Annotated in this window: 21 protein-coding genes; 16 read left to right on the top strand and 5 right to left on the bottom strand. The window is 62.6% G+C overall.

The window, feature by feature from the left end; translation table 11 throughout:
* The first annotated feature begins 2 nt into the window (after window positions 1–2).
* On the top strand, window positions 3–380 hold the full coding sequence (locus K6N12_RS20515; protein WP_097624763.1) for a hypothetical protein: 378 nt from the start codon (window positions 3–5) through the stop codon (window positions 378–380).
* 218 nt (window positions 381–598) lie between these two features.
* A complete protein-coding gene (locus tag K6N12_RS20510) occupies window positions 599–2,089 on the top strand; it encodes an MDR family MFS transporter (RefSeq protein WP_097624762.1) in 1,491 nt (496 codons plus the stop codon).
* A 19-nt stretch (window positions 2,090–2,108) separates the two neighbouring features.
* On the opposite strand, the gene K6N12_RS20505 is transcribed toward K6N12_RS20510, so the two are convergent.
* A complete protein-coding gene (locus tag K6N12_RS20505) occupies window positions 2,109–2,498 on the bottom strand; it encodes a nuclear transport factor 2 family protein (RefSeq protein WP_097624761.1) in 390 nt (129 codons plus the stop codon).
* Between the two features lie 120 nt (window positions 2,499–2,618).
* Between K6N12_RS20505 and K6N12_RS20500 the strand changes: the two genes are divergently transcribed.
* Both K6N12_RS20500 and K6N12_RS20495 read left to right on the top strand, forming a co-directional pair.
* Window positions 2,619–3,080 (top strand): MarR family winged helix-turn-helix transcriptional regulator, encoded by a 462-nt coding sequence (locus K6N12_RS20500; protein WP_097624760.1) that lies wholly within the window; start codon window positions 2,619–2,621, stop codon window positions 3,078–3,080.
* A gap of 57 nt (window positions 3,081–3,137) precedes the next feature.
* Window positions 3,138–3,518, top strand: a complete 381-nt coding sequence (locus K6N12_RS20495; RefSeq protein WP_097624759.1) for a GFA family protein — start codon at window positions 3,138–3,140, stop codon at window positions 3,516–3,518.
* Window positions 3,519–3,567: 49 nt separating this feature from the next.
* Here K6N12_RS20495 and K6N12_RS20490 read toward each other — a convergent pair whose 3' ends face one another.
* The gene (locus tag K6N12_RS20490) at window positions 3,568–5,577 is read right to left on the bottom strand and encodes an ABC transporter ATP-binding protein/permease (RefSeq protein ID WP_097624758.1); all 2,010 of its coding nucleotides are present in this window, start codon (window positions 5,575–5,577) and stop codon (window positions 3,568–3,570) included.
* A 287-nt stretch (window positions 5,578–5,864) separates the two neighbouring features.
* The gene (locus K6N12_RS20485; RefSeq protein WP_097624757.1) at window positions 5,865–6,764 is read right to left on the bottom strand and encodes a GntR family transcriptional regulator; all 900 of its coding nucleotides are present in this window, start codon (window positions 6,762–6,764) and stop codon (window positions 5,865–5,867) included.
* A gap of 288 nt (window positions 6,765–7,052) precedes the next feature.
* Between K6N12_RS20485 and K6N12_RS20480 the strand changes: the two genes are divergently transcribed.
* From K6N12_RS20480 to K6N12_RS20450, 7 genes are all read left to right on the top strand, one after another.
* Window positions 7,053–8,555: a UxaA family hydrolase gene (locus tag K6N12_RS20480; RefSeq protein ID WP_097624756.1), complete on the top strand. Its 1,503-nt coding sequence runs from the start codon at window positions 7,053–7,055 to the stop codon at window positions 8,553–8,555.
* Window positions 8,556–8,642: 87 nt separating this feature from the next.
* The gene (locus tag K6N12_RS20475) at window positions 8,643–9,662 is read left to right on the top strand and encodes an aldo/keto reductase (protein WP_097624755.1); all 1,020 of its coding nucleotides are present in this window, start codon (window positions 8,643–8,645) and stop codon (window positions 9,660–9,662) included.
* Window positions 9,663–9,671: 9 nt separating this feature from the next.
* Window positions 9,672–10,118 carry an RbsD/FucU family protein gene (locus K6N12_RS20470; protein ID WP_097624754.1) on the top strand — a complete coding sequence of 149 codons (447 nt, stop codon included), beginning with the start codon at window positions 9,672–9,674 and terminating at the stop codon, window positions 10,116–10,118.
* Between the two features lie 208 nt (window positions 10,119–10,326).
* Window positions 10,327–11,316: an ABC transporter substrate-binding protein gene (locus K6N12_RS20465; RefSeq protein ID WP_097624753.1), complete on the top strand. Its 990-nt coding sequence runs from the start codon at window positions 10,327–10,329 to the stop codon at window positions 11,314–11,316.
* 108 nt (window positions 11,317–11,424) lie between these two features.
* Window positions 11,425–12,978: a sugar ABC transporter ATP-binding protein gene (locus K6N12_RS20460; RefSeq protein WP_097624752.1), complete on the top strand. Its 1,554-nt coding sequence runs from the start codon at window positions 11,425–11,427 to the stop codon at window positions 12,976–12,978.
* A 120-nt stretch (window positions 12,979–13,098) separates the two neighbouring features.
* Entirely contained in the window at window positions 13,099–14,073 is a 975-nt protein-coding gene (locus tag K6N12_RS20455) for an ABC transporter permease (RefSeq protein ID WP_097624751.1), read from the top strand.
* Between the two features lie 63 nt (window positions 14,074–14,136).
* Window positions 14,137–15,156, top strand: a complete 1,020-nt coding sequence (locus tag K6N12_RS20450) for a zinc-binding alcohol dehydrogenase family protein (protein WP_097624750.1) — start codon at window positions 14,137–14,139, stop codon at window positions 15,154–15,156.
* 329 nt (window positions 15,157–15,485) lie between these two features.
* On the opposite strand, the gene K6N12_RS20445 is transcribed toward K6N12_RS20450, so the two are convergent.
* Entirely contained in the window at window positions 15,486–16,214 is a 729-nt protein-coding gene (locus K6N12_RS20445; protein WP_097624749.1) for a copper homeostasis protein CutC, read from the bottom strand.
* Complete coding sequence (locus tag K6N12_RS20440; RefSeq protein ID WP_097624748.1) at window positions 16,211–17,443, bottom strand: LysR family transcriptional regulator; 1,233 nt, start codon at window positions 17,441–17,443, stop codon at window positions 16,211–16,213. The genes K6N12_RS20445 and K6N12_RS20440 overlap by 4 nt, the downstream gene beginning before the upstream one ends.
* Between K6N12_RS20440 and K6N12_RS20435 the strand changes: the two genes are divergently transcribed.
* From K6N12_RS20435 to K6N12_RS20415, 5 genes are all read left to right on the top strand, one after another.
* Window positions 17,411–17,680 carry a hypothetical protein gene (locus K6N12_RS20435; RefSeq protein ID WP_179867086.1) on the top strand — a complete coding sequence of 90 codons (270 nt, stop codon included), beginning with the start codon at window positions 17,411–17,413 and terminating at the stop codon, window positions 17,678–17,680. The genes K6N12_RS20440 and K6N12_RS20435 overlap by 33 nt on opposite strands.
* Before the next feature lie 207 nt (window positions 17,681–17,887).
* Window positions 17,888–18,796 carry a glycine betaine ABC transporter substrate-binding protein OsmF gene (gene osmF, locus K6N12_RS20430; protein WP_097624747.1) on the top strand — a complete coding sequence of 303 codons (909 nt, stop codon included), beginning with the start codon at window positions 17,888–17,890 and terminating at the stop codon, window positions 18,794–18,796.
* An 86-nt stretch (window positions 18,797–18,882) separates the two neighbouring features.
* Complete coding sequence (locus tag K6N12_RS20425) at window positions 18,883–20,049, top strand: ABC transporter permease (protein WP_097624746.1); 1,167 nt, start codon at window positions 18,883–18,885, stop codon at window positions 20,047–20,049.
* The gene (locus K6N12_RS20420; protein ID WP_097624745.1) at window positions 20,046–20,990 is read left to right on the top strand and encodes an ABC transporter ATP-binding protein; all 945 of its coding nucleotides are present in this window, start codon (window positions 20,046–20,048) and stop codon (window positions 20,988–20,990) included. Before K6N12_RS20425 ends, K6N12_RS20420 begins: the two co-directional genes overlap by 4 nt.
* Window positions 20,987–21,736 (top strand): ABC transporter permease, encoded by a 750-nt coding sequence (locus tag K6N12_RS20415; protein ID WP_097624744.1) that lies wholly within the window; start codon window positions 20,987–20,989, stop codon window positions 21,734–21,736. Before K6N12_RS20420 ends, K6N12_RS20415 begins: the two co-directional genes overlap by 4 nt.
* Window positions 21,737–21,780: the final 44 nt, after the last annotated feature.

Raw genomic sequence — 21,780 nt, 5'->3', positions numbered from 1 at the left:
TCATGTCCTGCAAACTCATCGCAATATCCCTCCTTTCCATCAGCCTTGCCGGCTCGACCATGGCGCAGACGGCTGGTGGTGCAAATTCCAGCGGGCGGCTTTCGGTGGCGCCTGTTATCGGCGGCTCGGGAAGTTCCGGCTCAGGCTCGGCGGGCACCGGATCCGGCGGCACTGGTTCGGCGGGCAGCGGTTCCGTCGGCACCGATACCGGCACCACCGGCAGCACGAGCGGCAATGCCACGGGCACTGGCGGCGTCGAACTCAACATCGACCGCAGCACGATCAATCCCGGCGGGGTCAATCCTGATCTCAAGCCGACGCCGGGTTGCACCGCCGGCTCCGGGGATACCGGCTCGGGCGGCGAGGCCTGCCCGCAGTGAGGATAGGGCGGATGTCCGCCTGATTGGATAAGGGCCTGGGGCTGGGCGCCGGGCCTTCGTTTCGCTGCCGTCAAACCGCATAAGACAACGGTTGCCGTGAGAACTGCTTTACCGGCCGGTTTCCAGGACGTAATAGTACCACATCCCTCCGCAAGCGGCGATCGCCCTGCCCAGCCTGCCGTTTTCCGGCATCTGCGGAGCACCCGAAGAGGATCGTCATGTCGAATGCAGCGCATCGCTCGAACCGCGTGCTTGTCGTCGCCACCATCATGCTCGCCACTTTCATGGTGGCGATCGAGGCGACGATCGTGGCGACCGCGATGCCGCGCATCGTCGGGGAGCTCGGCGGCTTTTCCTATTACAGCTGGGTGTTTTCAGCCTTCCTGCTGGCACAGTCGACGACGACGGTTATCTACGGCAAGCTTTCCGACATCTTTGGGCGCAAGCCGGTGCTGATCGGCGGCATACTGATCTTCCTGGTCGGCTCTTTGCTCTGCGGGCTTGCCTGGTCGATGATGTCGCTGGTGCTGTTCCGGCTGCTGCAGGGGCTGGGCGCCGGGGCCATCCAGCCGGTGACGACGACGATCATCGGCGATCTCTTCAAGCTCGAGGAGCGCGGCCGCGTCCAGGGCTTCATGGCGACCGTCTGGGCGACCTCGGCTGTCGTCGGGCCGCTGGCCGGCGGCATCATCGTCGACAATATCTCCTGGGCCTGGATCTTCTGGATCAACCTGCCGATCGGCGTCATCTCAATCATCGCCTTCATGCTCTTCCTGAAGGAGGACGTGGCGCACAAGCAGGCAAAGATCGATTACCTCGGCTCGGTGCTGTTTTCGATCTCGATCGTGGCACTTCTCGTCATGCTGACGGAAACCGATGCCAGCGCCTGGATCCTGCTGTCGCTTTTCGCCGTCTTCGTGGTCTCGGGCATCCTTTTCCTGGCCCAGGAGAGGCGGGCGCCGGAGCCGATCATCTCGATCCCGCTGTGGAGCCGAAGGCTGATCGCGACCAGCAATGCGGCGACGCTGCTGGCCGGCATGGCGCTGATCGGGCTTTCGACAATCCTGCCGCTCTATGTGCAAGGCGTGCTCGGCCGCTCGCCTCTTGTCGCCGGCTTCACGCTCACCATGCTCGTCGTCGGCTGGCCTTTGGCGGTGATGCTCTCCGGCCGTTTCTACAGGGCCTTCGGCATCCAGCGCACCTTGCGCGTCGGCAGCCTGATGTTTCCCTTCGGCGCCTGTTTCCTGTTGTTCCTGACCCCCGACAGTTCGCCGATCGTTGCCGGCGCCGGCTCCTTCTTCATGGGCTTCGGCATGGGTCTCATCAGCCTCACCAGCATCGTGCTGGTGCAGGACAGCGTCGAATGGTCGATGCGCGGCAGCGCCACTTCGTCGATCATCTTTTCCCGCAGCCTCGGCAATACGCTCGGCGCCACCGTGCTGGGCGCCATCCTCAATGCCGGCATCAATCATTATGCGGGCGGCGAGGCGGCGGCCGGCCTGCATGCCGCGCTGAACCAGCCGACCGGGCTGTCGGCGCTCGCCGCCGACCCGGCGATCCGCGCCGTCTTCAATGCGGCGCTGCATTGGAGCTTCTGGGGCGTTGTGGTCGTCGCGGTGCTGACCTTCGTCACCACCTGGCTGATCCCGGTCGCGCATGGCCGGAAAAGCGGGGGCGCGGCTGTCGCAAGCGAGGCGACCTCGCATTAAACGATTCGGCTCTCGACGCTCAAGCCGGGCCTGACACGCCATCCCGGATATCGAAGCGAATAATCTTATCTGCTTCGATGCGGAAGACATGCGTGACGATCTTGTCCCGCAGGCCGTGGGTTTGCCCCTGCAGCGGCCGGCTGTCCAAGTCGAAGACCGACTGGATCACCTCGACGGCAAGGGCGCCGTCTTCGGTTTTTTCGAATGCGACCGGCTCGACATGCGGACTGATGACAGCCCACTGACGAGTCCAATAATCGCGCACGGCCTCACGGCCATGGATATGGCCGCCCTCCATGCCGTTGGCCCAGGTGACATCATCAGAAAGGACGGCAAGGACCGCGTCGATGTCTCTCGCATTGAAGCTGGCATAGATGCGCTTGATCATTTCGATGTCATTCTGCGGCATATCGCTTCCCCGATGGTGATTGAAACATTCGGTGTCGAAACGGCATTGTCGAAGACCGCTCATGGAGATATATACGTACATATATATCTTGTGGTCAAGCGCATGAGAACGGGGAAGCAGATGGGCGAAGACGTGCTGTCAACACCGGGGCATCTCATCAGTCTTGCGGCGCGGGGCTTTGCTCGGCTGAGCGAGATGCGCCTCAAACCGCTCGGCTTCGGTGTCGGCCAGTTGCCGGTGCTAGTGGCGCTTGGAGATGGCACGGCAAGCACGCAGCGAGACCTCGCCCGCTTTGCCAGGGTCGAGCAACCGCCGATGGCACAAATGCTCGCCCGCATGGAGCGGGACGGCTTGATCGAACGGACGCGCGACCCGGCTGACGGGCGCAGCAGCCACATCGTGCTGACGAAGGCGGCGCGGGAAGGCATGCCGGAAGCTGTTGCGGCCTTGTTCCAGGGAAACAGCGAGGCATTGGCAGGGTTTACGGAGGCGGAAGCGGCACAGCTCGTCGATCTGCTCAAGCGGCTGATCGACAATCTGGATCGGATTGCCGGCGCGGAGGCTTCGGCGGGCGAGCGGTAACCGCCATATCCTGGGCACAGAATTATAGGCAATATGGGACTTATGAGAGGAACGCTTATGCACAAAGGATCCTGTTTGTGTGGCGCCGTAACTTTTGAGATCGAGGGCGGTTTGCAAGCGCCAGACGCCTGCCACTGCTCCAAATGCCGAAAACAATCCGGGCACTTTTTCGCTTCAACCGACGTACCTCGACGTCAGATCACGATCCAAGGAGACAAACATATCACCTGGTATCAATCCTCGGAAAAGGTGAGGCGTGGATTTTGCACGATATGCGGATCATCTTTGTTTTGGGATCCACCGCATCGAGACTGGATTGCTGTCGCGATGGGTGCATTTGATAGCCCGACCGAAACCAAACTAAAAATGCATATCTTTGTCGCTGATAAGGGCGACTACTACGATATCACCGACAACCTCCCCCAGAATGAGCAATAGAAAACGAAGGCCCACCGGGCACCGCGACCAAGCGAAAGCCAGGTTCTCTTCAGGGGCTGCGCCTCTTGTTCGAGGCCGTGCCGGCCTTTCGCGGGGAGCGACGGTTCTCCAGAACGCGTGACAGCAAGTTCCGTTTTCTCTTGCGCTTGATGAGGTCGATATCGCTGACGAGCTTTGCGCCGCCCTCGCGCCGTTCCAGGGTGATCTTGCGGCTATGGAAGACTTCGAGCTCGGCGCGATGCGCGACGCTGATGATGGTCACCTCCGGCAATTCATGGATCACCATCTGCATCATCTTATCCTGGCTCTTTTCGTCGAGTGCCGAGGTCGCTTCATCGAGCACGATGATATCGGGCGTATGCAGCAGCAGGCGCGCAAAGGCGAGCCGCTGCTTTTCGCCGCCCGACAGGGTCTGGTCCCATGGCGCGTCTTCCTCGATCTTGTCGTTCAGGTAAGCCAGTCCCACCTTGTCGAGGGCCGCCTTGATCTCATCGGACGTCCAGCTATCGGCAGCGCCGGGATAGGCGACTGCGCGGCGCAGCGTCCCGGAAGGAATGTAGGGTCGTTGCGGCAGCATGAACAAGCGGCGGTCGGCGTGGAAATTGACGCTGCCGTCACCCCAGGGCCAAAGACCGGCGATGGCCCGCACCAGTGTGCTCTTGCCAGAACCGGATTCTCCGGAGACGAGCACCCGCTCGCCGGGTTCGATCGCCACCCGGGTTTCCGTGACCACGGCGGTGCCGTCGTCGAGCGAGACGGAGAGATCGTTCAGGCTGAGCATCGCCTCGCCTTCCGTTTCGCCGCGCTTGATGCGGCCGAGCGCGTCGCTCTGTTCGGCCCGCTCCAGCCCGTCGAGCGACATCATCAGCGACGCGATGCGGCGGGCGCAGGCGTTCCAATCGGCAAGGCGGGGATAGTTGTCGACCAGCCATCCGAACGCGCCCTGGACGATGGCGAAGGCTGAGGCTGCCTGCATGACCTGTCCGAGCGTCATGCTGCCTTCGAGAAATTTTGGAGCGCACAGCAACACCGGCACGACCGGGGCAATCAGCATGGATCCATGCGACACCAGCGTCGTGCGCATGTGCTGGCGGGCAAGCAGCGCCCATTGCCCGAGCACATTGGCGAAGGTCTTGTGGAGGTCGTTGCGCTCCTCCTCTTCGCCGCCGAGCAAGGCTATGCTCTCGCCGTTTTCGCGCACATGCGTCAGCGTATATCGAAATTCGGCTTCGGTTTGATTTTTGGCCTCGGAGACCTGGACGAAACGGCGGCCGATGAATGCCATCGAACTGGAGGTGATTGCGGCATAGAGGACTGCGGTGACGACGAGAAAGCCGGGAATGGTGACGGTGAAGCCTGCGATCGGCAGCGTCAACGCCCCGCCGATCGTCCAAAGCACGACAATGAAGGTGGAGGCCGCCAGGAATGCGGAAATGACCCCGGCGATGAAATCGACAGGGGCTTCGGTGGCAATCCGCAAATCCTCCGAAATACGCGCTTCGGGGTTCTTGTGGTCGCCGCCGATCAGGTTCAGCTGATAATAGCGGCCGTTTGCCAGCCAGCGTCCGATGACGGCGGTCGTCAGCCAGGACCGCCAGCGGCGCTGGATCATCATGCGAAGCGCGACCTGGGTGGTGACGACCGCGACGGTGCCGAGCACCAGCGGCACGAAGACGGCGCTCAGAAAATAGACGGTGCCGGCATCATGTCGCTCGATGGCATCGAAAATCCCCCGATTCCACAGATTGATTCCATATTGGAAGCCGACATTGATGCCGATCAGCGCCAGCAGCCCGAGTGTGCACGGCCAGGCGAACTTGTCGCCGCCGCGGCCCCAGTAATGGCGCGCGCTGATCCAGAAACGCTTGAGCAGATACTTCTTGCGCGCCTGCTCCGCCTCCTCGGGCGTGAGTTCCGGACCGGGTTCGACGACATCTGGAGGTGGAAGATCTGGCGGCGGCACGGCCTCGGCAGTCGATGGCTTATCCTCGGCCGTCGTCTCGGAACCCTGCGGTTCGGTGTCGTCGACCGATTTCGGTTTAAGTTTTGCGCCGCTCATAAGCACGATAACGGCTTATGGATCAGAAGGTTTCATCGTGCCGAAGTTTGGCGTTGTGCCGTATGGCCCCTCATCCGCCCCTGCGGGCCACCTTCTCCCCGTTGGGGAGAAGAGGGAGCAAGATGCGCCGACACTGCCCAAACGAACGCGCCTGTCCAAAGACACCCCATTCAATGGAATCGTTGGCGAAGCGGCATTCTCCCCTCTTCTCCCCAGCGGGGAGAAGGTGACCCGAGGGTCGGATGAGGGGGCTGCACGGCACGCCCTTTGTCGATTTTCGCTTACGCTCAGCCACTGTCGGTCGCCATCTGCGGCAGGGATTGCAACAGGGTCTGGCGGGCGGAGCGCAGGTGGATGCGGCAGGCTTTCTCGATTGCGGCCTGGTCGCCGGATTCGAGCGCTGCGATGTAATCCAGATGTTCGTGGATGGCGCGCTCGTTGCGTTCGCGGGCGGCGGTCTTGTTCCACTGGTAGTGATAGTGGAAGACAATGGCGATGGCGTCGTAGAAATCGGCGATGAAGCGGTTCTTCGAGGCGCGGTGGATCAGCAGGTGGAAGCGTTCGTCGAGGACGGAGAAATCCTTGAAGCGCTGGTTGATGTCGGCAAGCATGGCGTGATGTTCGTCACGGATGGCGGCGAGATCGGTCCAGGCCTGGCTGTCCCTGGCAAGCCGGCCGAATTCGGCAGCGGAATGCAGCTCGAACATCTCGCGCACATCGGCCAATTCGAGGGCGAATTCGCGGGTGAAGCCTTTCAGCGTCCAGTGGCTGTTCGGCCGTTTCTCGATGAGGCCGAAGCGGGAAAAGCGGATCAGGAACTCGCGCACGCTTGTCGTGCCGGTGCCGATCTCGCGGGCAAGTTCCAGCTCGTTGATCTGCATGCCGGGGGCGGCATCATCGGCAAGGATGCGCTGCATGAAGCTGCGCTCGATGATGTCATGCAGGGAGTCGGTTTCTTCGGAGGGAAAGAGGTCGCGGTCTGTGGGCTGGCGCAGTACGATCTTCTGGCGCTTGTTCCAGCGGATGATGCCTTCCTCGCTGAGGCGGGTCAGGATGGCGCGCGCGGTGGAGCGGCTGACGCCGAGCTGGGCGGCGATCTCCGGCTCAGAGGGCAGTGCGGTATCCGTGCGCAGAGCCACGGCATACCTGTTGTAGGCTTCCTTGAAGACCGTATTCTGCCTTGCCACCAGACCCCCGCTTTCCGCCCTCGTGCGCAATCGCCTCTGCATAGCAGGGCAAACAGACCGGGGCTTGTTCAAACGACCTTTAGCTTATTTCCAGTCGCCTGCGGCTCATTGCCTCCCTCGTCCACAGGATCAATATTCCCGTTGACTTGAAAATGTTTATTGTAGATAAAAAACAAAATCAATGCGCATTCGCCGGTGCAGCGAGTGTTTCCTGAATTCAAGAGTTGGAGCATGATGTCGTCCGAAACCGCTTAGATTTTTCGGTGTCATGCTCTGGGGAGAAGAGACTTGGACAAACTGCCTTGGATCATCCTGTCGGCCGGTGACAATGTCGCGGTCGCAACGGCGGCCATCGCGCCGGGTTCGACGGTTGCCGGCATTGAAACCCGTGAAAAAATCGACCCCGGCCACAAGGTGGCGATCGCCGATATTCCGCTCGGCACCGCCGTGGTGAAATACGGACAGGCGATCGGCCGCACGACGGCGGAGGTCAAGGCCGGCGACCATGTGCACAGCCACAATCTGCATTTCGAAAACGACCGGCTGGCTGCGACCGCCAATTCGGCGCCGGAGACAGCGTCGAGCGAAGACAAGGCGCGCACCTTCATGGGCTATCGCCGCGCCGACGGGCGGGCTGCAACGCGCAACTATATCGGCATCATCGCCAGCGTGAACTGTTCCACCACGGTCTGCCGGGCGATCGCCGACGAGGCGAACCGGACAATCCTGCCGCATTATGACGGCATCGACGGCTTCGTGCCGATCGTGCATGACCAGGGCTGCGGCATGAGCTCGACCGGCGACGGCATGAACGTGCTGCACCGGACGCTGGCCGGCTATACAAGACATGTGAATTTCGGCGGCGTGCTGATGATCGGCCTCGGTTGCGAGGTCAACCAGTTGACGCTATACGGCCAGAGCGGTGCGGGTGCCTCCAAGCGGCATTTCAACATTCAGGATGCCGGCGGATCGCGCCGCGCGGTCGAGCGGGCCATGGGCATGCTGCGCGAAATTGCGGCCGATGTCGGCAGGGAAAAGCGTGTGCCGATGTCGGTCAGCGAGATCATCATCGGCTTGCAATGCGGCGGCTCGGACGGCTTTTCCGGCATCACCGCCAATCCGGCGCTGGGTGTCGCGGCCGATCTGCTGGCAGCCACCGGCGGCACGGCAATCCTGTCGGAAACCTCGGAAATCTATGGCGCCGAACATCTGCTGCGCAGCCGCGCCGTCAGCGACGAGGTGGCCAAGAAACTCGACGAGAAAATCGCCTGGTGGGAGGATTATGTCGCCCTGCACGGCGCCTCGCTGGACAACAACCCCTCACCCGGCAACAAACGCGGCGGCCTCACCACCATTCTGGAAAAGTCGCTCGGCGCCGTCGCCAAGGGCGGCCGCTCGCCGCTGACGGCGGTCTATGGTTATGCCGAGCGGGTCACCGCCCCCGGCCTCGTCTTCATGGACACTCCAGGCTACGACCCGGTCTCGGCAACCGGCCAGGTGGCCGGCGGGGCGAACATGATCGCCTTTACCACAGGCCGCGGCAGCTGCTTCGGCTGCCGGCCGGCGCCGTCGCTGAAGCTTTCCAGCAATTCGGCCCTCTATGCCTCGATGGAAGAGGATATGGACATCGATTGCGGCACGATCGCCACCGGTGACGCGACGATCAGCGGCAAGGGCCGCGAGATCTTCGAGCTGATCGTCGACACGGCCTCCGGCAAGAAGACCAAGAGCGAACTCTTCGGCTATGGCGACAATGAATTCGTGCCCTGGCATCTGGGGGCTACGCTCTAGTCCTTTGTTTTACGCAATTCCCGGAAAGCCCGCTTCGCGGTTTCCGGGAATGGCCAGAGAATTTCACGTTCTTCGCCAGGAGGCATGATGAAAACGAGACGGATCGGCAAGACCAAGCTTGAGGTGACCGAAATCAGCTTCGGCGCCGCAGCGCTCGGCGGCCTCTACCGCGCCTGCCCGCGCCAGCAGGCGATGGACACGCTGCAGGCGGCCTGGGACAGCGGCATCCGCTATTTCGACGTGGCGCCCTGGTACGGGCTCGGCCTGGCCGAACGCCGCGTCGGCGATTTCCTGCGCGACCAGCCTGATGGCTCATACGTGCTGTCGACCAAGGTCGGCCGGCTGCTCAGGCCGGTGCCGACCGGAACCGTGCCCGATTACAGCTATGTCGATCCGCTGTCCTTCGATGCCGATTACGACTATTCCTATGACGGCATCATGCGCTCGGTCGAGTTCAGCTATGCACGCCTCGGCCTCAACCGCATCGACATTCTCTACGTCCACGATATCGGCGTCTATACGCATGGCGCGGCGAAGAATGCCGTCTACCAGAAGCAGCTGCTCGATTCCGGCATCAAGGCGCTGGAAGAACTGAAATCCTCGGGCGCGATCTCCGCCTTCGGCCTCGGCGTCAACGAAGTGCCCGTCTGCCTCGACGTCATGCGCAACGCCGATCTCGACTGCATTCTGATGGCCGGCCGCTACACCCTGCTCGACCGCTCGGCGGTCGCCGAACTTTTGCCGCTCTGCCGGCAGAAGGGCACGTCGCTGGTCGTCGGCGGCGTCTTCAACTCAGGCATTCTCGCCACCGGCCCGGTGCCCGGTTCACATTTCGACTATATGCCGGCCGATGACGAGGTGCTTGCCAAGGTCGGCGCCATGGAGGCGATCGCCAAGCGCCACGGCGTGCCGCTGGCAGCACCCGCCCTGCAGTTTCCGCTGCTCGAACCGATCGTCGCATCGGTGCTGATCGGCACGGCCAAACCGTCGAGCCTGACGCGCAACATGGAAATCGTCGAACCACGGCTTGCCGACGAGATCTATGCCGAATTCGAACCCTATACGCTGGTCGCGCCGCCGCTCGGCGCCGAAGCGGTCCGAGTCTGAGGAGACATTATGCTGAAGGGTATTCATCCGCTGCTCGGCCCCGACCTGCTCCATGCGCTGAAGACGATGGGGCATGGCGACGATATCGTCATTTCGGACGCTAATTTTCCCTCAGGCTCGATGGGCCCGCCGGTCATCCGCGCCGACGGCGTCAGCGCCACCGCGATGGCTGAAGCGATCCTCGCCCATATGCCGCTCGACACTTTCGTGCCGGAAGCGGCCTGGCGGATGGAGGTGGTCGGCGACCCGCACGCCATGCCGGAGGTGTGCGCCGAGTTCCAACAGATCGTTGCCAGGCGCGCCGGCGATTTTGCGATCGTGCCGGTCGAACGCTTCGCCTTTTACGCGATGGCCCGCAAGGCTGCCTATATCGTCGCGACGACGGAATTCCGGCTCTACGGCAACCTGATTTTGAAAAAGGGCGTCGTGCATCCGCATGAGGTCGATCTCGGCTGATACCTACTTTAGGTTATCGTTGTATTGAAATGAAATCAGTTGCTTGGCAGGAGTTTACCAAAGCAAAAAAGCCGGATCGGCGCTCTTGCAATTTGATTGCGCCTCAGCTAGCTTCTGCCTGCAAATGTTTTTTATCGATAAAAATCGCCCGCCTGCGTTCAGCGGCCGATTTATTCGGAGGAGAACGCATCTTGAGAGGAGAACCCTTATGACCATCATGAAATCCCTTCTGTCGCGCCGCGCCTTTACCGCGCTTGCCGGCGCTGCCGTTATCGCCACGGCGATGCCGGTCACGTCCTTTGCCGCCGATGTGACGATCCCGATCATCGTCAAGGACACGACGTCCTTCTACTGGCAGATCGTTCTGGCCGGCGCCCGCAAGGCCGGCAAGGATCTCGGCGTCAACGTGCCGGAGCTCGGCGCCCAGGCCGAATCCGACATCAACGGCCAGATCAGCATTCTGGAGAACGCCGTTGCCGGCAAGCCGGCCGCCATCGTCATCTCGCCGACCGAATTCAAGGCGCTCGGCAAGCCGATCGATGAAGCCGCCAAGTCGGTACCGATCATCGGCATCGACTCAGGTGCCGATTCCAAGGCATTCAAGTCGTTCCTGACGACGGACAACGTCCAGGGCGGCCGCATCGCAGCCGACGGTCTTGCCGCCGCGATCAAGGAGATGACGGGCAAGGAAGAAGGCGAAATCGTCATCCTCACCAATCTTCCCGGCGTCGGCTCGCTGGAACAGCGCCGCGAAGGCTTCCTGGATCAGATCAAGACCAAGCATCCCGGTCTCAAGGTCATCGCCGACAAATACGGTGACGGCCAGGCAACCACCGGCCTCAACATGATGACCGACCTGATCACGGCCAATCCGAAGCTCGTCGGCGTCTTCGCCTCGAACCTCATACTGGCACAGGGCGTTGGCCAGGCGATCGCCGAAAACAAGCTCGGCGACAAGATCAAGGTCATCGGCTTCGACAGCGACGACAAGACGGTTGGCTTCCTCAAGGACGGCGCCATTGCCGGCCTCGTCGTCCAGGACCCCTATCGCATGGGCTATGACGGCGTGAAGACCGCGCTTGCCGTCTCCAAGGGCGAAAAGGTTCCGGAAAATGTCGATACCGGCGCCAACCTCGTCACCAAGGCGAACATGGCCGATCCGAAGATCGACGCGCTCCTGAACCCGAAGATCAAGTAATCCGACAAGAACGGGCCGCGCCGGCTTTCTAAAAACCGGCGCGGCCTTTTCCATCCATGCTATGGTTTGCCAGGGTGGAAATGAGACGACCAAGAAGAGGAGAGGTCCATGATCGGACTGGAAGAGGTCAGTCATCGCCATGATGACAGCGCCACGCTGAAAGAAGCCAATCGCATCCCGACCGGATCGCCTATCCTCGAACTTAAGGGCCTGCAAAAGAATTACGGTCATGTCCAGGCGCTGAAGCCGGCGACGCTGACCTTTCTGGCCGGAGAGATCCACGCCATCGTCGGCGAAAACGGCGCCGGCAAATCCACCCTGATCAAATTGCTCACCGGCGTCATTACCCGCACGGCCGGCGAGGTCCTGTGGTGCGGCCATCCGGTAGGACTGTCGACCCCGAACGAGGCGATCGCCCGCGGCATCAACGCCGTCCACCAGGAAGTCGTGCTCTGCCGGCACCTGACGGTCGCCGCCAACCTCTTCCTCGGCGACGAGGTCAACCGCTACGGCCTGATGCGCAAGAAGCAGATGGTGAAAATGGCGCAGGCCGTGCTCGACGATCTCGGCTTCGGCCTGCCGGCGGCCGCGCTTCTGAGCTCACTGACCATCGGCCAGCAGCAGTTGGTGGCAACCGCGCGGGCGGCGATGCGCGGCACCCAGTTCCTGATCTTCGACGAACCGACAGCCTATCTGACGCGCCAGGAATCCGCACAGCTGTTCAAGCTGATCCGCCGGCTGCAAGGCGAAGGCGTCACCATCGTCTATATCAGCCACCGCATGGAGGAAGTCTTCGAACTGGCCGACCGTGTCTCGGTGCTGCGCGACGGCACGCATGTCGGCACACGGCTGATCGGCGAGACCAACGATGCTGAGCTGATCGCTTTGATGATCAACCGCTCGATCGAGCAGATCTACCACAAGGAAGAGATTGCGATCGGCGGGACGATCGTCGAGGTCAAGGGGCTTTCGGGTCCGGGCTTCGAGGACGTGTCGCTCAGCGTCAAAGCCGGGCAGATTGTCGGGCTCTACGGGCTGATCGGCGCCGGACGCAGCGAATTCGCGCTCGGCCTCTACGGACGCCAGCCGATCAGCGCCGGTGACATCGAATGGATGGGCAAGCGCGTCGATATCCGAAACGAACGCACGGCGATGGAACTCGGCATTGCGCTGGCGCCGGAAAGCCGGCGCGACCAGGGGCTTTGCCTCAACCTGCCGATCGGCCTCAACATCAACCTGCCGGTCTTCGGGCGCCTTAGCCAAGGACCAGTGATCAGTCATACGCGCGAAGCGGCCAATGCCGACAAGCAGATCCGCGATCTCAGCATCAAGACGCCGAGCCGGCGCGTGCCGGCCTCCAGCATGTCGGGCGGCAACCAGCAGAAGATCGTCATCGGCAAGTGGCTGAGCCACGGCGCAAGACTGTTCATCTTCGACGAGCCGACCGTCGGCGTCGACGTCGGCACCAAGGCGGAAATCTACAGGCTGTTCGCCAAGCTTCTGAAGGAGGGGGCGGGCATCATCCTGATTTCCTCCTACCTGCCTGAAGTCTACGAACTGGCCGACCGGCTGCACGTCTTCCGCGGCGGCAAGCTCGTCGCCAGCCATGATTTCCACGCGGCGACGCATGAACAAGTGCTCAGCGAAGCGATCGGCGTCTGAGCACAAGCAATTCCAGCAAAAGTGCGCTGCGGTTTTGCGTTCGGAAATTGCGTGAGAACAAAGAGATAGAGAATTTCCGTCATTCGGAAAAACGAAAATTCTCTAAGAGGGAGAAAATTCATGACTGCCACCCCCACCGAAATCGTCGCGCCGCCGCCGCGCCGGAAGATGAACATCCTGTTCGGCCTGACCCTGATCGGGTTGCTGATCTTCCTCTGGATCGTACTCGGCTTCGTCACCGCTAGCTTCTGGACGCCGCTCAACATTTCCAACCTGCTGCGCCAAGGCGCGATGACGGCAATCCTCGCACTCGGCCAGACCTTCGTCATCATCACCGCCGGCATTGATCTGTCGGTCGGCGCGATCGTCGGCTTTTGCACCGTCATCATCGCCTGGCTGTTGCAGGCGGGGGTGCCGCTCTGGGGAGCGATCGTGCTGACGCTCGCCATCGGTGTGGCGATCGGCGCCTTCCACGGTTTCGGCATTGTCCATATGGGCCTGCCGCCCTTCATCATCACGCTGGCAACGCTGACATCGCTGCGCGGCATTGGCCTGCTGATCACCAACGGTTCGACGATCAGCATCACCGATGAGGGTTTCAGCAATTTCGCCCGCGCCGATTTCCTCGGCATTCCGAGCCTGTTCTGGATGGTCATCCTGGTGGCGGTGCCATCCTTCGTGTTCCTGCATCTCAGCCGCTGGGGCCGTTATCTCTTCGCCGTCGGTTCGAATGCGGAAGCTGCCCGCCTTTCCGGCGTCAACGTCAAGGGCATGATCTACCTCGCCTATATCCTGTCGGCCGGCTTTGCCGCCTTCGTCGGCGTGCTGCTCGCCTCGCGCATCGCCATCGGCAATGCGACGCAGGCCGACGGCTGGGAATTGCAGGCGATCGCCTCCTCTGTCATCGGCGGCACCAGCCTGTTCGGCGCGGTCGGCTCGGTGCACGGGCCGCTGATCGGCGCCTTCATCCTCGCCACCATCAACAACGGCGCCAACCTTCTGAACGTCAACTCCTTCTGGCAGCGCATCATCACCGGTCTCTTGATCATCGTGATCGTCTTCTTCGACCAGCTGCGCCGCCGCAAGAGCAATTGAGAAACTCAGAGAAGCCGGTCGCACAGGCCGGCTTCTTCAATTTCCAGGAATGCGAGACCTGTCATGAAAGCAGTTGTTTGCCGCGAACCCGGCGTGCTCGAGATCGTCGAGCGGCCATCTCCCGCCGCACCGGCGCCCGGCTGGGTGCGCCTGGCGGTCAGCCATGTCGGCATCTGCGGCACGGATTATCATATCTTCGAGGGCAAACACCCTTTCCTCGAATATCCCCGGGTGATGGGGCACGAGATCTCGGCGACGGTCATCGCAGCCGGCGACGGCGTAACGCTTGCGGCCGGCACACCTGTTATCGTCAACCCCTATCTCTCCTGCGGCCAATGTGTCGCCTGCCGCCAGGGCAAGCCGAATTGCTGCACCAACATCAAGGTGCTCGGCGTCCATACCGACGGTGCCTTCTGCGAGGAGATTTCTGTTCCGGCAGGCAATCTCTATCCCGCCAAGGGCCTCAGCCTGGAGGCGGCGGCGACAACGGAATTTTTGGCGATCGGCGCCCACGCGGTGCGCCGCTCGCTGGCCGGCGCCGGCGCGCGCGCCCTCGTCATCGGCGCCGGCCCGATCGGCCTCGGCGCGGCGATCTTCTCGCGCATCGCCGGTCACGAGGTGACGCTGCTCGATACCAGTGCCGAACGACTGCAGATGGCATCGGAGCGCTTCGGCTTTACCTCCGGCATCGTCGCCGGTGAGAAAACCTTAGAGGCTGTGCGGGAAAAAACCGATGGCGACGGTTTCGACGTCGTCTTCGACGCCACCGGTTACGGCCCGTCGATGGAAAAAGCCTTCTCCTTCGTCGCCCATGGCGGCGCATTGGTGCTGGTCAGCGTCGTCAAGGACGATATCCGCTTCTCCGACCCGGAATTCCACAAACGCGAGATGATGGTCATCGGCAGCCGCAACGCCACCCGCGTCGATTTCGAGCATGTGGTCGATTCGATCGCCAAGGGGCTGGTGCCGGTGGATAAACTGATTACCCACCGGACGGCGCTGGCCGATACGCCGCAAGATCTGGCGCGCTGGGCGCATGAGAAGAGCGGGTTGATCAAGGCGGTGATCAGGGTTGGAGATTAGGGTAAGACGGTAGCATGCACGTGGAGTGCGTCGTGGATACTCGGGTCAAGCCCGAGTATGACGGAGGGTGGGGAAACCACGCGGCAAGGGCCGGGACGCTTGGAGCAATTCCATCAAAGGTGGGCGCCCGTTTTATGTCCGGGATCGCGTAAAAATAGGGAAAACCCGCGGTCCCAATTTGCTTGTCGTTTGGTGTCTACGGCACCTACTTGCCGCAGCGCCCACACCACACTCCGTCGTCCTCGGGCTTGACCCGAGGACCCATGCCGCAAGCACTGCATTCGCGTTTCAAAATCGCAAAACGCTTTCCGTCCGGAATTGCGAGACCGCTAACGCTCCATTGACGCAATCGCCCTGCACATCTCCCTGACCACCGCACTATCCGTCCGGTTCGCGCTTTTCGCCTCGAAACCAAAGGCGACCGCGCAGGGGTCGGCGCTTTCCACAGGTGAGCTGCAGGATCCATGGACCTCGCGGGCGCCGGTTGCCTGCAAGATGGCGGTGACATTGGCGGGGCGGATGCCGCTGCCGGGCATGATGGATATGCGGCCGGCGGCCCTTGCCGAGAGGCGTTTCAGGGTTTCGGTTCCGTCGGCCGCCTTCGGCGCGCAGCCGGATGTCAGGATGCGCTCAACGCCGAGTTCGACCGCCTGTTCCAGCGCCTGATCGGCATCCGGCACCAGATCGAACGCCCGATGCAGCGTCGAGCCGAGGCCTGTCGCATGCGCCTTCAGGCGGTGGATCAGCGGCATGTCGAGCGTACCATCAGGCCGGTTGGCGCCGATGACGACCCCGGCCAGGCCTGCGGCGCGCACGGCGTCGATATCGAGCATCATCGCTTCCTCGTCCGCCCTGTCGAAGATGAAGGGACCGGCATGCGGGCGGATCATTGCGTAGACGCGAATACGCGCCCTGGCGGCGATCCGCATCAAGCTCGGCAGCGGCGTCAGACCGCCGAGCTCCAGCGCCGAACAAAGCTCGATGCGGTCGGCGCCGCCCTCGATGGCGGCGGCGAGGCCATTGGCGCTATCCACGCACACTTCCAGCAGGATCGTCATGCCGCGCTCTCCCTAACTCTTTCGGTCTGCGCGACAGGCTCAGACGTGATTCTCGCCGCCGCCTCGATGATGACGGCGCAGGCATCGGCGGCGGCTTTGCGATGATTGAAGGCGACGTGATAGGACATCGGCAGATGTTCGTCGAGATCGACAATGCGCACCTTATCAGCGATCGGCATGGCGCTGACGCGGCCCAAGAAGGAAACGTAGCCGTGATTGGCGACGAGGTCGACGATCACGGGCAGCGAATCCGCCGCAGTGATATCCTGGCTGCGGAACCGCCGGTTTGGGCCACGCTCATAGCTGAAGGCCATGGCCGCGTGGCCGAGGCCGGTGCGCGGGCTCGGCATGCAGATGGCATGGCCGGCGACGAGATCGGCGACATTCGTTTCGGTGCTATCCGGCGGCGCGATCACCACCATGTCGGTCTGCAGCAGCTCGCGATGGCGGAAGCTTTCCAGCCCGAAGACCGAATCCAGGATGGCGACATCGATGCGGCCACTCTTTAGCGCCTCGCGCAGATCGTCGGCGGTCATCGAGACCAGCGATATCGCATTGTTGCTGCGCCGCGCATTCCATTCCGAAACCAGCGAACCCAGGCAGCGCGCCACCCAGCTTTCCGATCCCGTGGGGATGATCGAGCCGATGCGCAGCGACCGGACGGTGCGCCGATATCGCTCGTCGGCCGAAGACTTCAGATCGTTCCATGCCTGGCTGATCGCCGTGAAGACCTGGTAGGCGCGCCTGCCCTCCTCCGTCAGCACCGAGCCCTGCGCCTGCCGCTCGAACAGGCGGCCACCCAGAAATTTCTCCAGGTTGGCAAGCTGAAGCGAAAGCTGCGGCTGACCCAGGCCAAGACGGCGGGCGGCGCGATTGATGCTGCCCTGATCGGCGACTTCGAGAAAGCGCTCCATCGTGACGATCTTGAGGGGAATGCGCGATGCCCAGGCCGCGTGGGCATCGGCGGCCGCAGCGTCATGACCGGCGAATTGACCGAGTTCGCCGATTGCCGCCGTGATCGGCACCAGTCCCTCCAGCACCCTGCCGCTGGCGAGCAGCGTCACCAGCTCGCCGGAGGCGCGTTCCGTCAGCTTCATCGCCAGCTCTGTTTCGAGATGGCGGATGGCCGTCGAGACAGTGGAGGGCGACAGCTGGAAGCGCCGCGCGGTCTCGCGCACCGAACCGGAGGTCAGCACATGGTGGCTTATGAACAGGGCGCCGAGATGCAAAAGGGCTGGCTCCGGAAAGCGCTGGAAAAACCGGACGATATGATGTGTTCACGAAAAAAGATATCCCTGCATCGTAAGAGGCGGGCTATCGTTTCCGTCATAGAAAAATCCGGGCGGCGGCAATCCGCAACAGAGCACCGGACCACCGCGGAAACACGCAAGGGGACAAAAACAAATCGCGCCGGCCCTGGAAAAGGGAATGCGTTTCCACGCGTGGAGATGCATTCGCCGCCATAATCGTGCCGCGACTGCAAATACTGGAGGGGGCTTGCATCGATTTTTCGGGCGTGCACGCTATTTCCATGACGCACGCAATTCCGGCATGGTGGCGACGTCGTCGCGCTGGCTGGCGAACTTCTGTGCGCAGAGCTCCCGCTCGGAGCTTGCGCACCTGCATAATGCAGCAATTCAAAGTGCTAACAGTGTCAACCAAGGGGATATTCCATGCTGAAGAAACTCGCACTCGCCGTCTCGCTCTCCGCCTTCGCGGCGGGTGCGTCTCACGCCGCGGATGTCGTCGTCTCGTCGAAGATCGACACGGAAGGCACGCTGCTCGGCAATGTCATTGCGCTTGCGCTCGAAGCCAACGGCATCAAGACGCAGGACCGCATCGCGCTCGGCGCCACGCCGGTCGTGCGCAAGGCGATCACCGCAGGCGAAATCGACATCTATCCGGAATATACCGGCAATGCCGGCTTCTTCTTCAACAAGGCCGACGATGCCGCCTGGAAGAATATCGACCAGGGTTACGAGCTGGCGAAGAAGCTCGATTACGACGCCAACAAGATCGTCTGGCTGACGCCGTCGCCTGCCAATAACACCTGGGCGCTCGCCGTGCGCAGCGACGTCGCGGAACCGAACAAGCTGAAGAGCCTCACGGACTTCGGCAAATGGGTCGCCGGCGGCGGTGCCGCCAAGCTGGCGGCGTCTGCCGAATTCGTCAATTCAGCCGGCGCGCTTCCCGCCTTCCAGACGACCTACGGCTTCCAGCTGAAGCCCGACCAGATGGTCGTTCTCTCCGGCGGCGACACGGCGGCGACGATCAAGGCGGCCGCCGACCAAACCAACGGCGTCAACACCGCCATGGTCTATGGCACGGATGGCGCGATCGAAGCGGCCGAGCTCACCGTTCTCGAAGACGACAAGAACGTGCAGCAGGTCTATGCGCCGACGCCGATCATCCGCGAAGAGGTGCTGAAAGCCAATCCGAAGATCGAGGAAGTGCTCTCGCCGATCTTCAAGAGCCTGACCGCCGACGAGTTGCGCAAGCTCAATGCCAAGATCCAGGTCGACGGCGAGCCGGCGAAATCCGTCGCTGAAGCCTATCTCAAGGAAAAAGGCTTCCTGAAATAATCATCACTCGCTCCGCCCGATTGCGGGCGGAGCCCCCTCTGCTGATAGGGTTGGCCGGACGGGATTGCTCAGACAGGGTTGATTTGATGGAAGAAACCTCAGCGGTCCGCAGGCTGGACCGGCTCGGCGTGGTTCTGGTGGCGGGCGGCATTGCGGCGACGGCACTGATGCCGTTCATCTATGTCAAGGCGAACCGCATCGCCGCCGGCAAGCCGATGCTGCTGACGCAGCTTCTTCCCCAGCCTTCCGTCATCTTCCTGACCGTGCTGCTTATTCTCACGGCCTTGGCGACGCTGTTTCTCCGCAATGCTCTCGCCCGGCTCGTGATCGCCACACTCTGCCTTGCGGCGCTGGTCGTTGCGATCGGCCTCGTCTCGACGGCGGCGACACCGCCCGGCAGCACGGTGGCGCGGATGACGCCCGGCGGCGGCTTCTGGGTGCTGTTTGCGGTGATCGGGCTCGTCATCTCGGATGCGCTGGTGAAAATAAGGCTGGCGCCCTGGATGCGGGTCGCGGCCCTTGCGGGCTACACCGCGCTGCTCTTCATCTCGCTCGCCTCCGGCCTGCTCGACAGCCTGTCGATCATGAAGGAGTTCTCGACGCGGGCGCCGCAGTTCGAGACGGAAGCGATCTCGCATCTGCTGCTGGCCTTCGGTTCGCTCGCCATCGCCATCATCCTCGGCCTGCCGCTGGGCATCCTCTGCTTCTGGGTGCCGAAGCTGCGCGCCATCGTGCTGCAGGGCCTCAGCCTCATCCAGACGATCCCCAGTCTTGCGCTCTTCGGCCTGTTGATGCTGCCGCTCGGTTATCTCGCCACCCATGTGGCGCTGGCATCGGCCATCGGCATTCGCGGCATCGGCACGGCGCCCGCCTTGATCGCGTTGGTGCTCTATTCGCTGCTGCCAATCGTTGCCAACACCGTCGTCGGCCTGCAGGGCGTCGACCCCTCGGTGCGCGATGCCGCGGCCGGCATGGGGCTGACGCGCCGGCAGATCCTCACCGGCATCGACATGCCGCTTGCCTTTCCGGTCATCCTCACCGGCATCCGCATCGTGCTGGTGCAGGCGATCGGCATGGTGACGATCGCCGCGCTGATCGGCGGCGGCGGCTTCGGCATCTTCATCTTCCAGGGACTCGGCCAGACGGCCATGGACCTCGTCCTGCTCGGCGCCGTGCCGACCGTCTTCTTCGCCTTCTCATCGGCCGTCATCCTCGATGCGGTCATCGACAGTATCCGGGGATCCGCCGCATGAGCATGATCGAGATCAGGAACGTCACCAAGCGCTATGGCACGGCCACCGTCGTCGACAATGTCTCGATGCAGGTCGAGAAGGGCGAGATTACCGTCATCGTCGGTACCTCCGGCTCCGGCAAATCGACACTGATGCGGATGATCAACCGGCTGGTGCCGATCACCGAGGGCGAGATTTTCGTCGGCGGGCAGAATGTGATCGACGTCGAGGTGACGGAGCTTCGCCGCAAGATCGGCTATGCGATCCAGGGGCACGGGCTCTTCCCGCACCGCACCGTGGCGCAGAATATCGCCACCGTGCCGCAGCTTCTCGACTGGGATTCGGCCCGTATCGCCAGACGGGTCGAGGAACTGCTTGGATTGTTCAACCTCGATCCGGCAACTTTCGCCGACAAATATCCGCACCAGCTTTCCGGCGGCCAGCAGCAGCGCGTCGGGGTCGCCCGGGCACTGGCGGCCGAGCCGGAACTGCTGTTGATGGACGAACCCTTCGGCGCGCTCGACCCGGTCATTCGCGGCAAGGCGCAGGACGATCTCTTGGCGATCCAGAAGCAGTTCGGCACCACCATCATCCTCGTCACCCATGACATGGACGAGGCCTTCCATCTCGGCAACCAGATCGCGGTGATGAGCCAGGGCCGGCTGCTGCAATGCTCGACGCCGGAAAAGATCCTCACCGAACCCGCCGACCCCTTCGTCCAGCAATTGACCGGCACCTCCGACCGGGCGCTGAAGTTGATGTCGCTGCTGCCGCTGAAAGAAAGCATGGAGCCGGCCAAAAGCGGTCTCGCCTATGCCCTGTCGCAATCGCTCAGCCTGCGCGATGCGCTCGCCGAAATGATCTGGCAGGGCGTCGACGAGGCGGCGGTGCAGGATGGCGAGAAGGCGCCGGTGGGATCGATCTCGATGAGTCGGCTGCTCGAACTGGGCCGCAAGGCATGAAACTCGTCGTCGCCAATCTCTTCCGCCTGGCGGCGCTCGCCCTTCTGCTCATCCTGCTGTTCAGGACCGAGTGGCTGTCCTTCCTGCTCGTGCCGCTGACCAGCAACAATGCGCCCGCCGTCTATACGCAGAACAGCCTTGCCTCGCTCGCCGTCGGCCATCTGCAGCTGGTGATCGGATCGATTGTCTGCAGCGCCGTGCTCGCCGTTGCCGGCGGTATCTTCGTCACCCGCGAGAGCGGCGCCGACTTTCTGCCGCTGTCGCGGGCGATCGCCAATGCCGGGCAGACCTTTCCGCCGGTCGCGGTGCTGGCGCTTGCCGTTCCGGCCACCGGCTTCGGCGCCATGCCGACGCTGATCGCGCTGTTTCTCTACGGCCTGCTGCCGATCTTCGAAAACACCGTCGCCGGGCTGAAGCAGGTGTCGCCGCAGGTTCTCGACGCCGCCGACGGCATGGGCATGGGTGCCACGCAGCGGCTGTTGCGGGTCGAGCTACCACTTGCCCTGCCGCTGATCCTCGAAGGGCTGAAGGTTGCCACCGTCATCAATATTGGCACGGCGACGATCGGCTCGACGGTGGCGGCCAAGGGCCTCGGCGAGGTGATCATTGCCGGACTGATTTCCGACAATACCGCCTTCATCCTGCAGGGCGGGCTGATCGTCGGCCTGATGGCGGTGCTGATCTATGACGCCATGGGCCTTGTCGAAGCGGCGATCACCCGAAGAATCGGCTTGCGCCCGGCGTGAAAGGACCGCTACCAAGGCTGCGGTGATCGATTCCACGGGAGGAC

This window comes from Rhizobium redzepovicii, assembly GCF_019793435.1.
GTDB lineage: Bacteria > Pseudomonadota > Alphaproteobacteria > Rhizobiales > Rhizobiaceae > Rhizobium > Rhizobium redzepovicii.
Note: the sequence above shows the minus strand (reverse complement) of the source record. Positions and strands in the feature narration are given on the sequence as shown.

What these genes read in the sequence shown, in the direction of transcription:
- K6N12_RS20515 (WP_097624763.1), top strand. Translation starts at nt 3, where the DNA reads ATGTCCTGCAAACTCATCGCAATATCCCTCCTTTCCATCAGCCTTGCC.
- K6N12_RS20435 (WP_179867086.1), top strand. Translation starts at nt 17,411, where the DNA reads ATGGTGGCTTATGAACAGGGCGCCGAGATGCAAAAGGGCTGGCTCCGG.
- K6N12_RS20470 (WP_097624754.1), top strand. Translation starts at nt 9,672, where the DNA reads ATGCTGAAGGGTATTCATCCGCTGCTCGGCCCCGACCTGCTCCATGCG.
- K6N12_RS20420 (WP_097624745.1), top strand. Translation starts at nt 20,046, where the DNA reads ATGAGCATGATCGAGATCAGGAACGTCACCAAGCGCTATGGCACGGCC.
- K6N12_RS20475 (WP_097624755.1), top strand. Translation starts at nt 8,643, where the DNA reads ATGAAAACGAGACGGATCGGCAAGACCAAGCTTGAGGTGACCGAAATC.
- K6N12_RS20490 (WP_097624758.1), bottom strand. Translation starts at nt 5,577, where the DNA reads ATGAGCGGCGCAAAACTTAAACCGAAATCGGTCGACGACACCGAACCG.
- K6N12_RS20445 (WP_097624749.1), bottom strand. Translation starts at nt 16,214, where the DNA reads ATGACGATCCTGCTGGAAGTGTGCGTGGATAGCGCCAATGGCCTCGCC.
- K6N12_RS20460 (WP_097624752.1), top strand. Translation starts at nt 11,425, where the DNA reads ATGATCGGACTGGAAGAGGTCAGTCATCGCCATGATGACAGCGCCACG.
- K6N12_RS20415 (WP_097624744.1), top strand. Translation starts at nt 20,987, where the DNA reads ATGAAACTCGTCGTCGCCAATCTCTTCCGCCTGGCGGCGCTCGCCCTT.
- K6N12_RS20495 (WP_097624759.1), top strand. Translation starts at nt 3,138, where the DNA reads ATGCACAAAGGATCCTGTTTGTGTGGCGCCGTAACTTTTGAGATCGAG.
- K6N12_RS20505 (WP_097624761.1), bottom strand. Translation starts at nt 2,498, where the DNA reads ATGCCGCAGAATGACATCGAAATGATCAAGCGCATCTATGCCAGCTTC.
- K6N12_RS20510 (WP_097624762.1), top strand. Translation starts at nt 599, where the DNA reads ATGTCGAATGCAGCGCATCGCTCGAACCGCGTGCTTGTCGTCGCCACC.
- K6N12_RS20500 (WP_097624760.1), top strand. Translation starts at nt 2,619, where the DNA reads ATGGGCGAAGACGTGCTGTCAACACCGGGGCATCTCATCAGTCTTGCG.
- osmF (WP_097624747.1), top strand. Translation starts at nt 17,888, where the DNA reads ATGCTGAAGAAACTCGCACTCGCCGTCTCGCTCTCCGCCTTCGCGGCG.
- K6N12_RS20465 (WP_097624753.1), top strand. Translation starts at nt 10,327, where the DNA reads ATGACCATCATGAAATCCCTTCTGTCGCGCCGCGCCTTTACCGCGCTT.
- K6N12_RS20455 (WP_097624751.1), top strand. Translation starts at nt 13,099, where the DNA reads ATGACTGCCACCCCCACCGAAATCGTCGCGCCGCCGCCGCGCCGGAAG.
- K6N12_RS20450 (WP_097624750.1), top strand. Translation starts at nt 14,137, where the DNA reads ATGAAAGCAGTTGTTTGCCGCGAACCCGGCGTGCTCGAGATCGTCGAG.
- K6N12_RS20425 (WP_097624746.1), top strand. Translation starts at nt 18,883, where the DNA reads ATGGAAGAAACCTCAGCGGTCCGCAGGCTGGACCGGCTCGGCGTGGTT.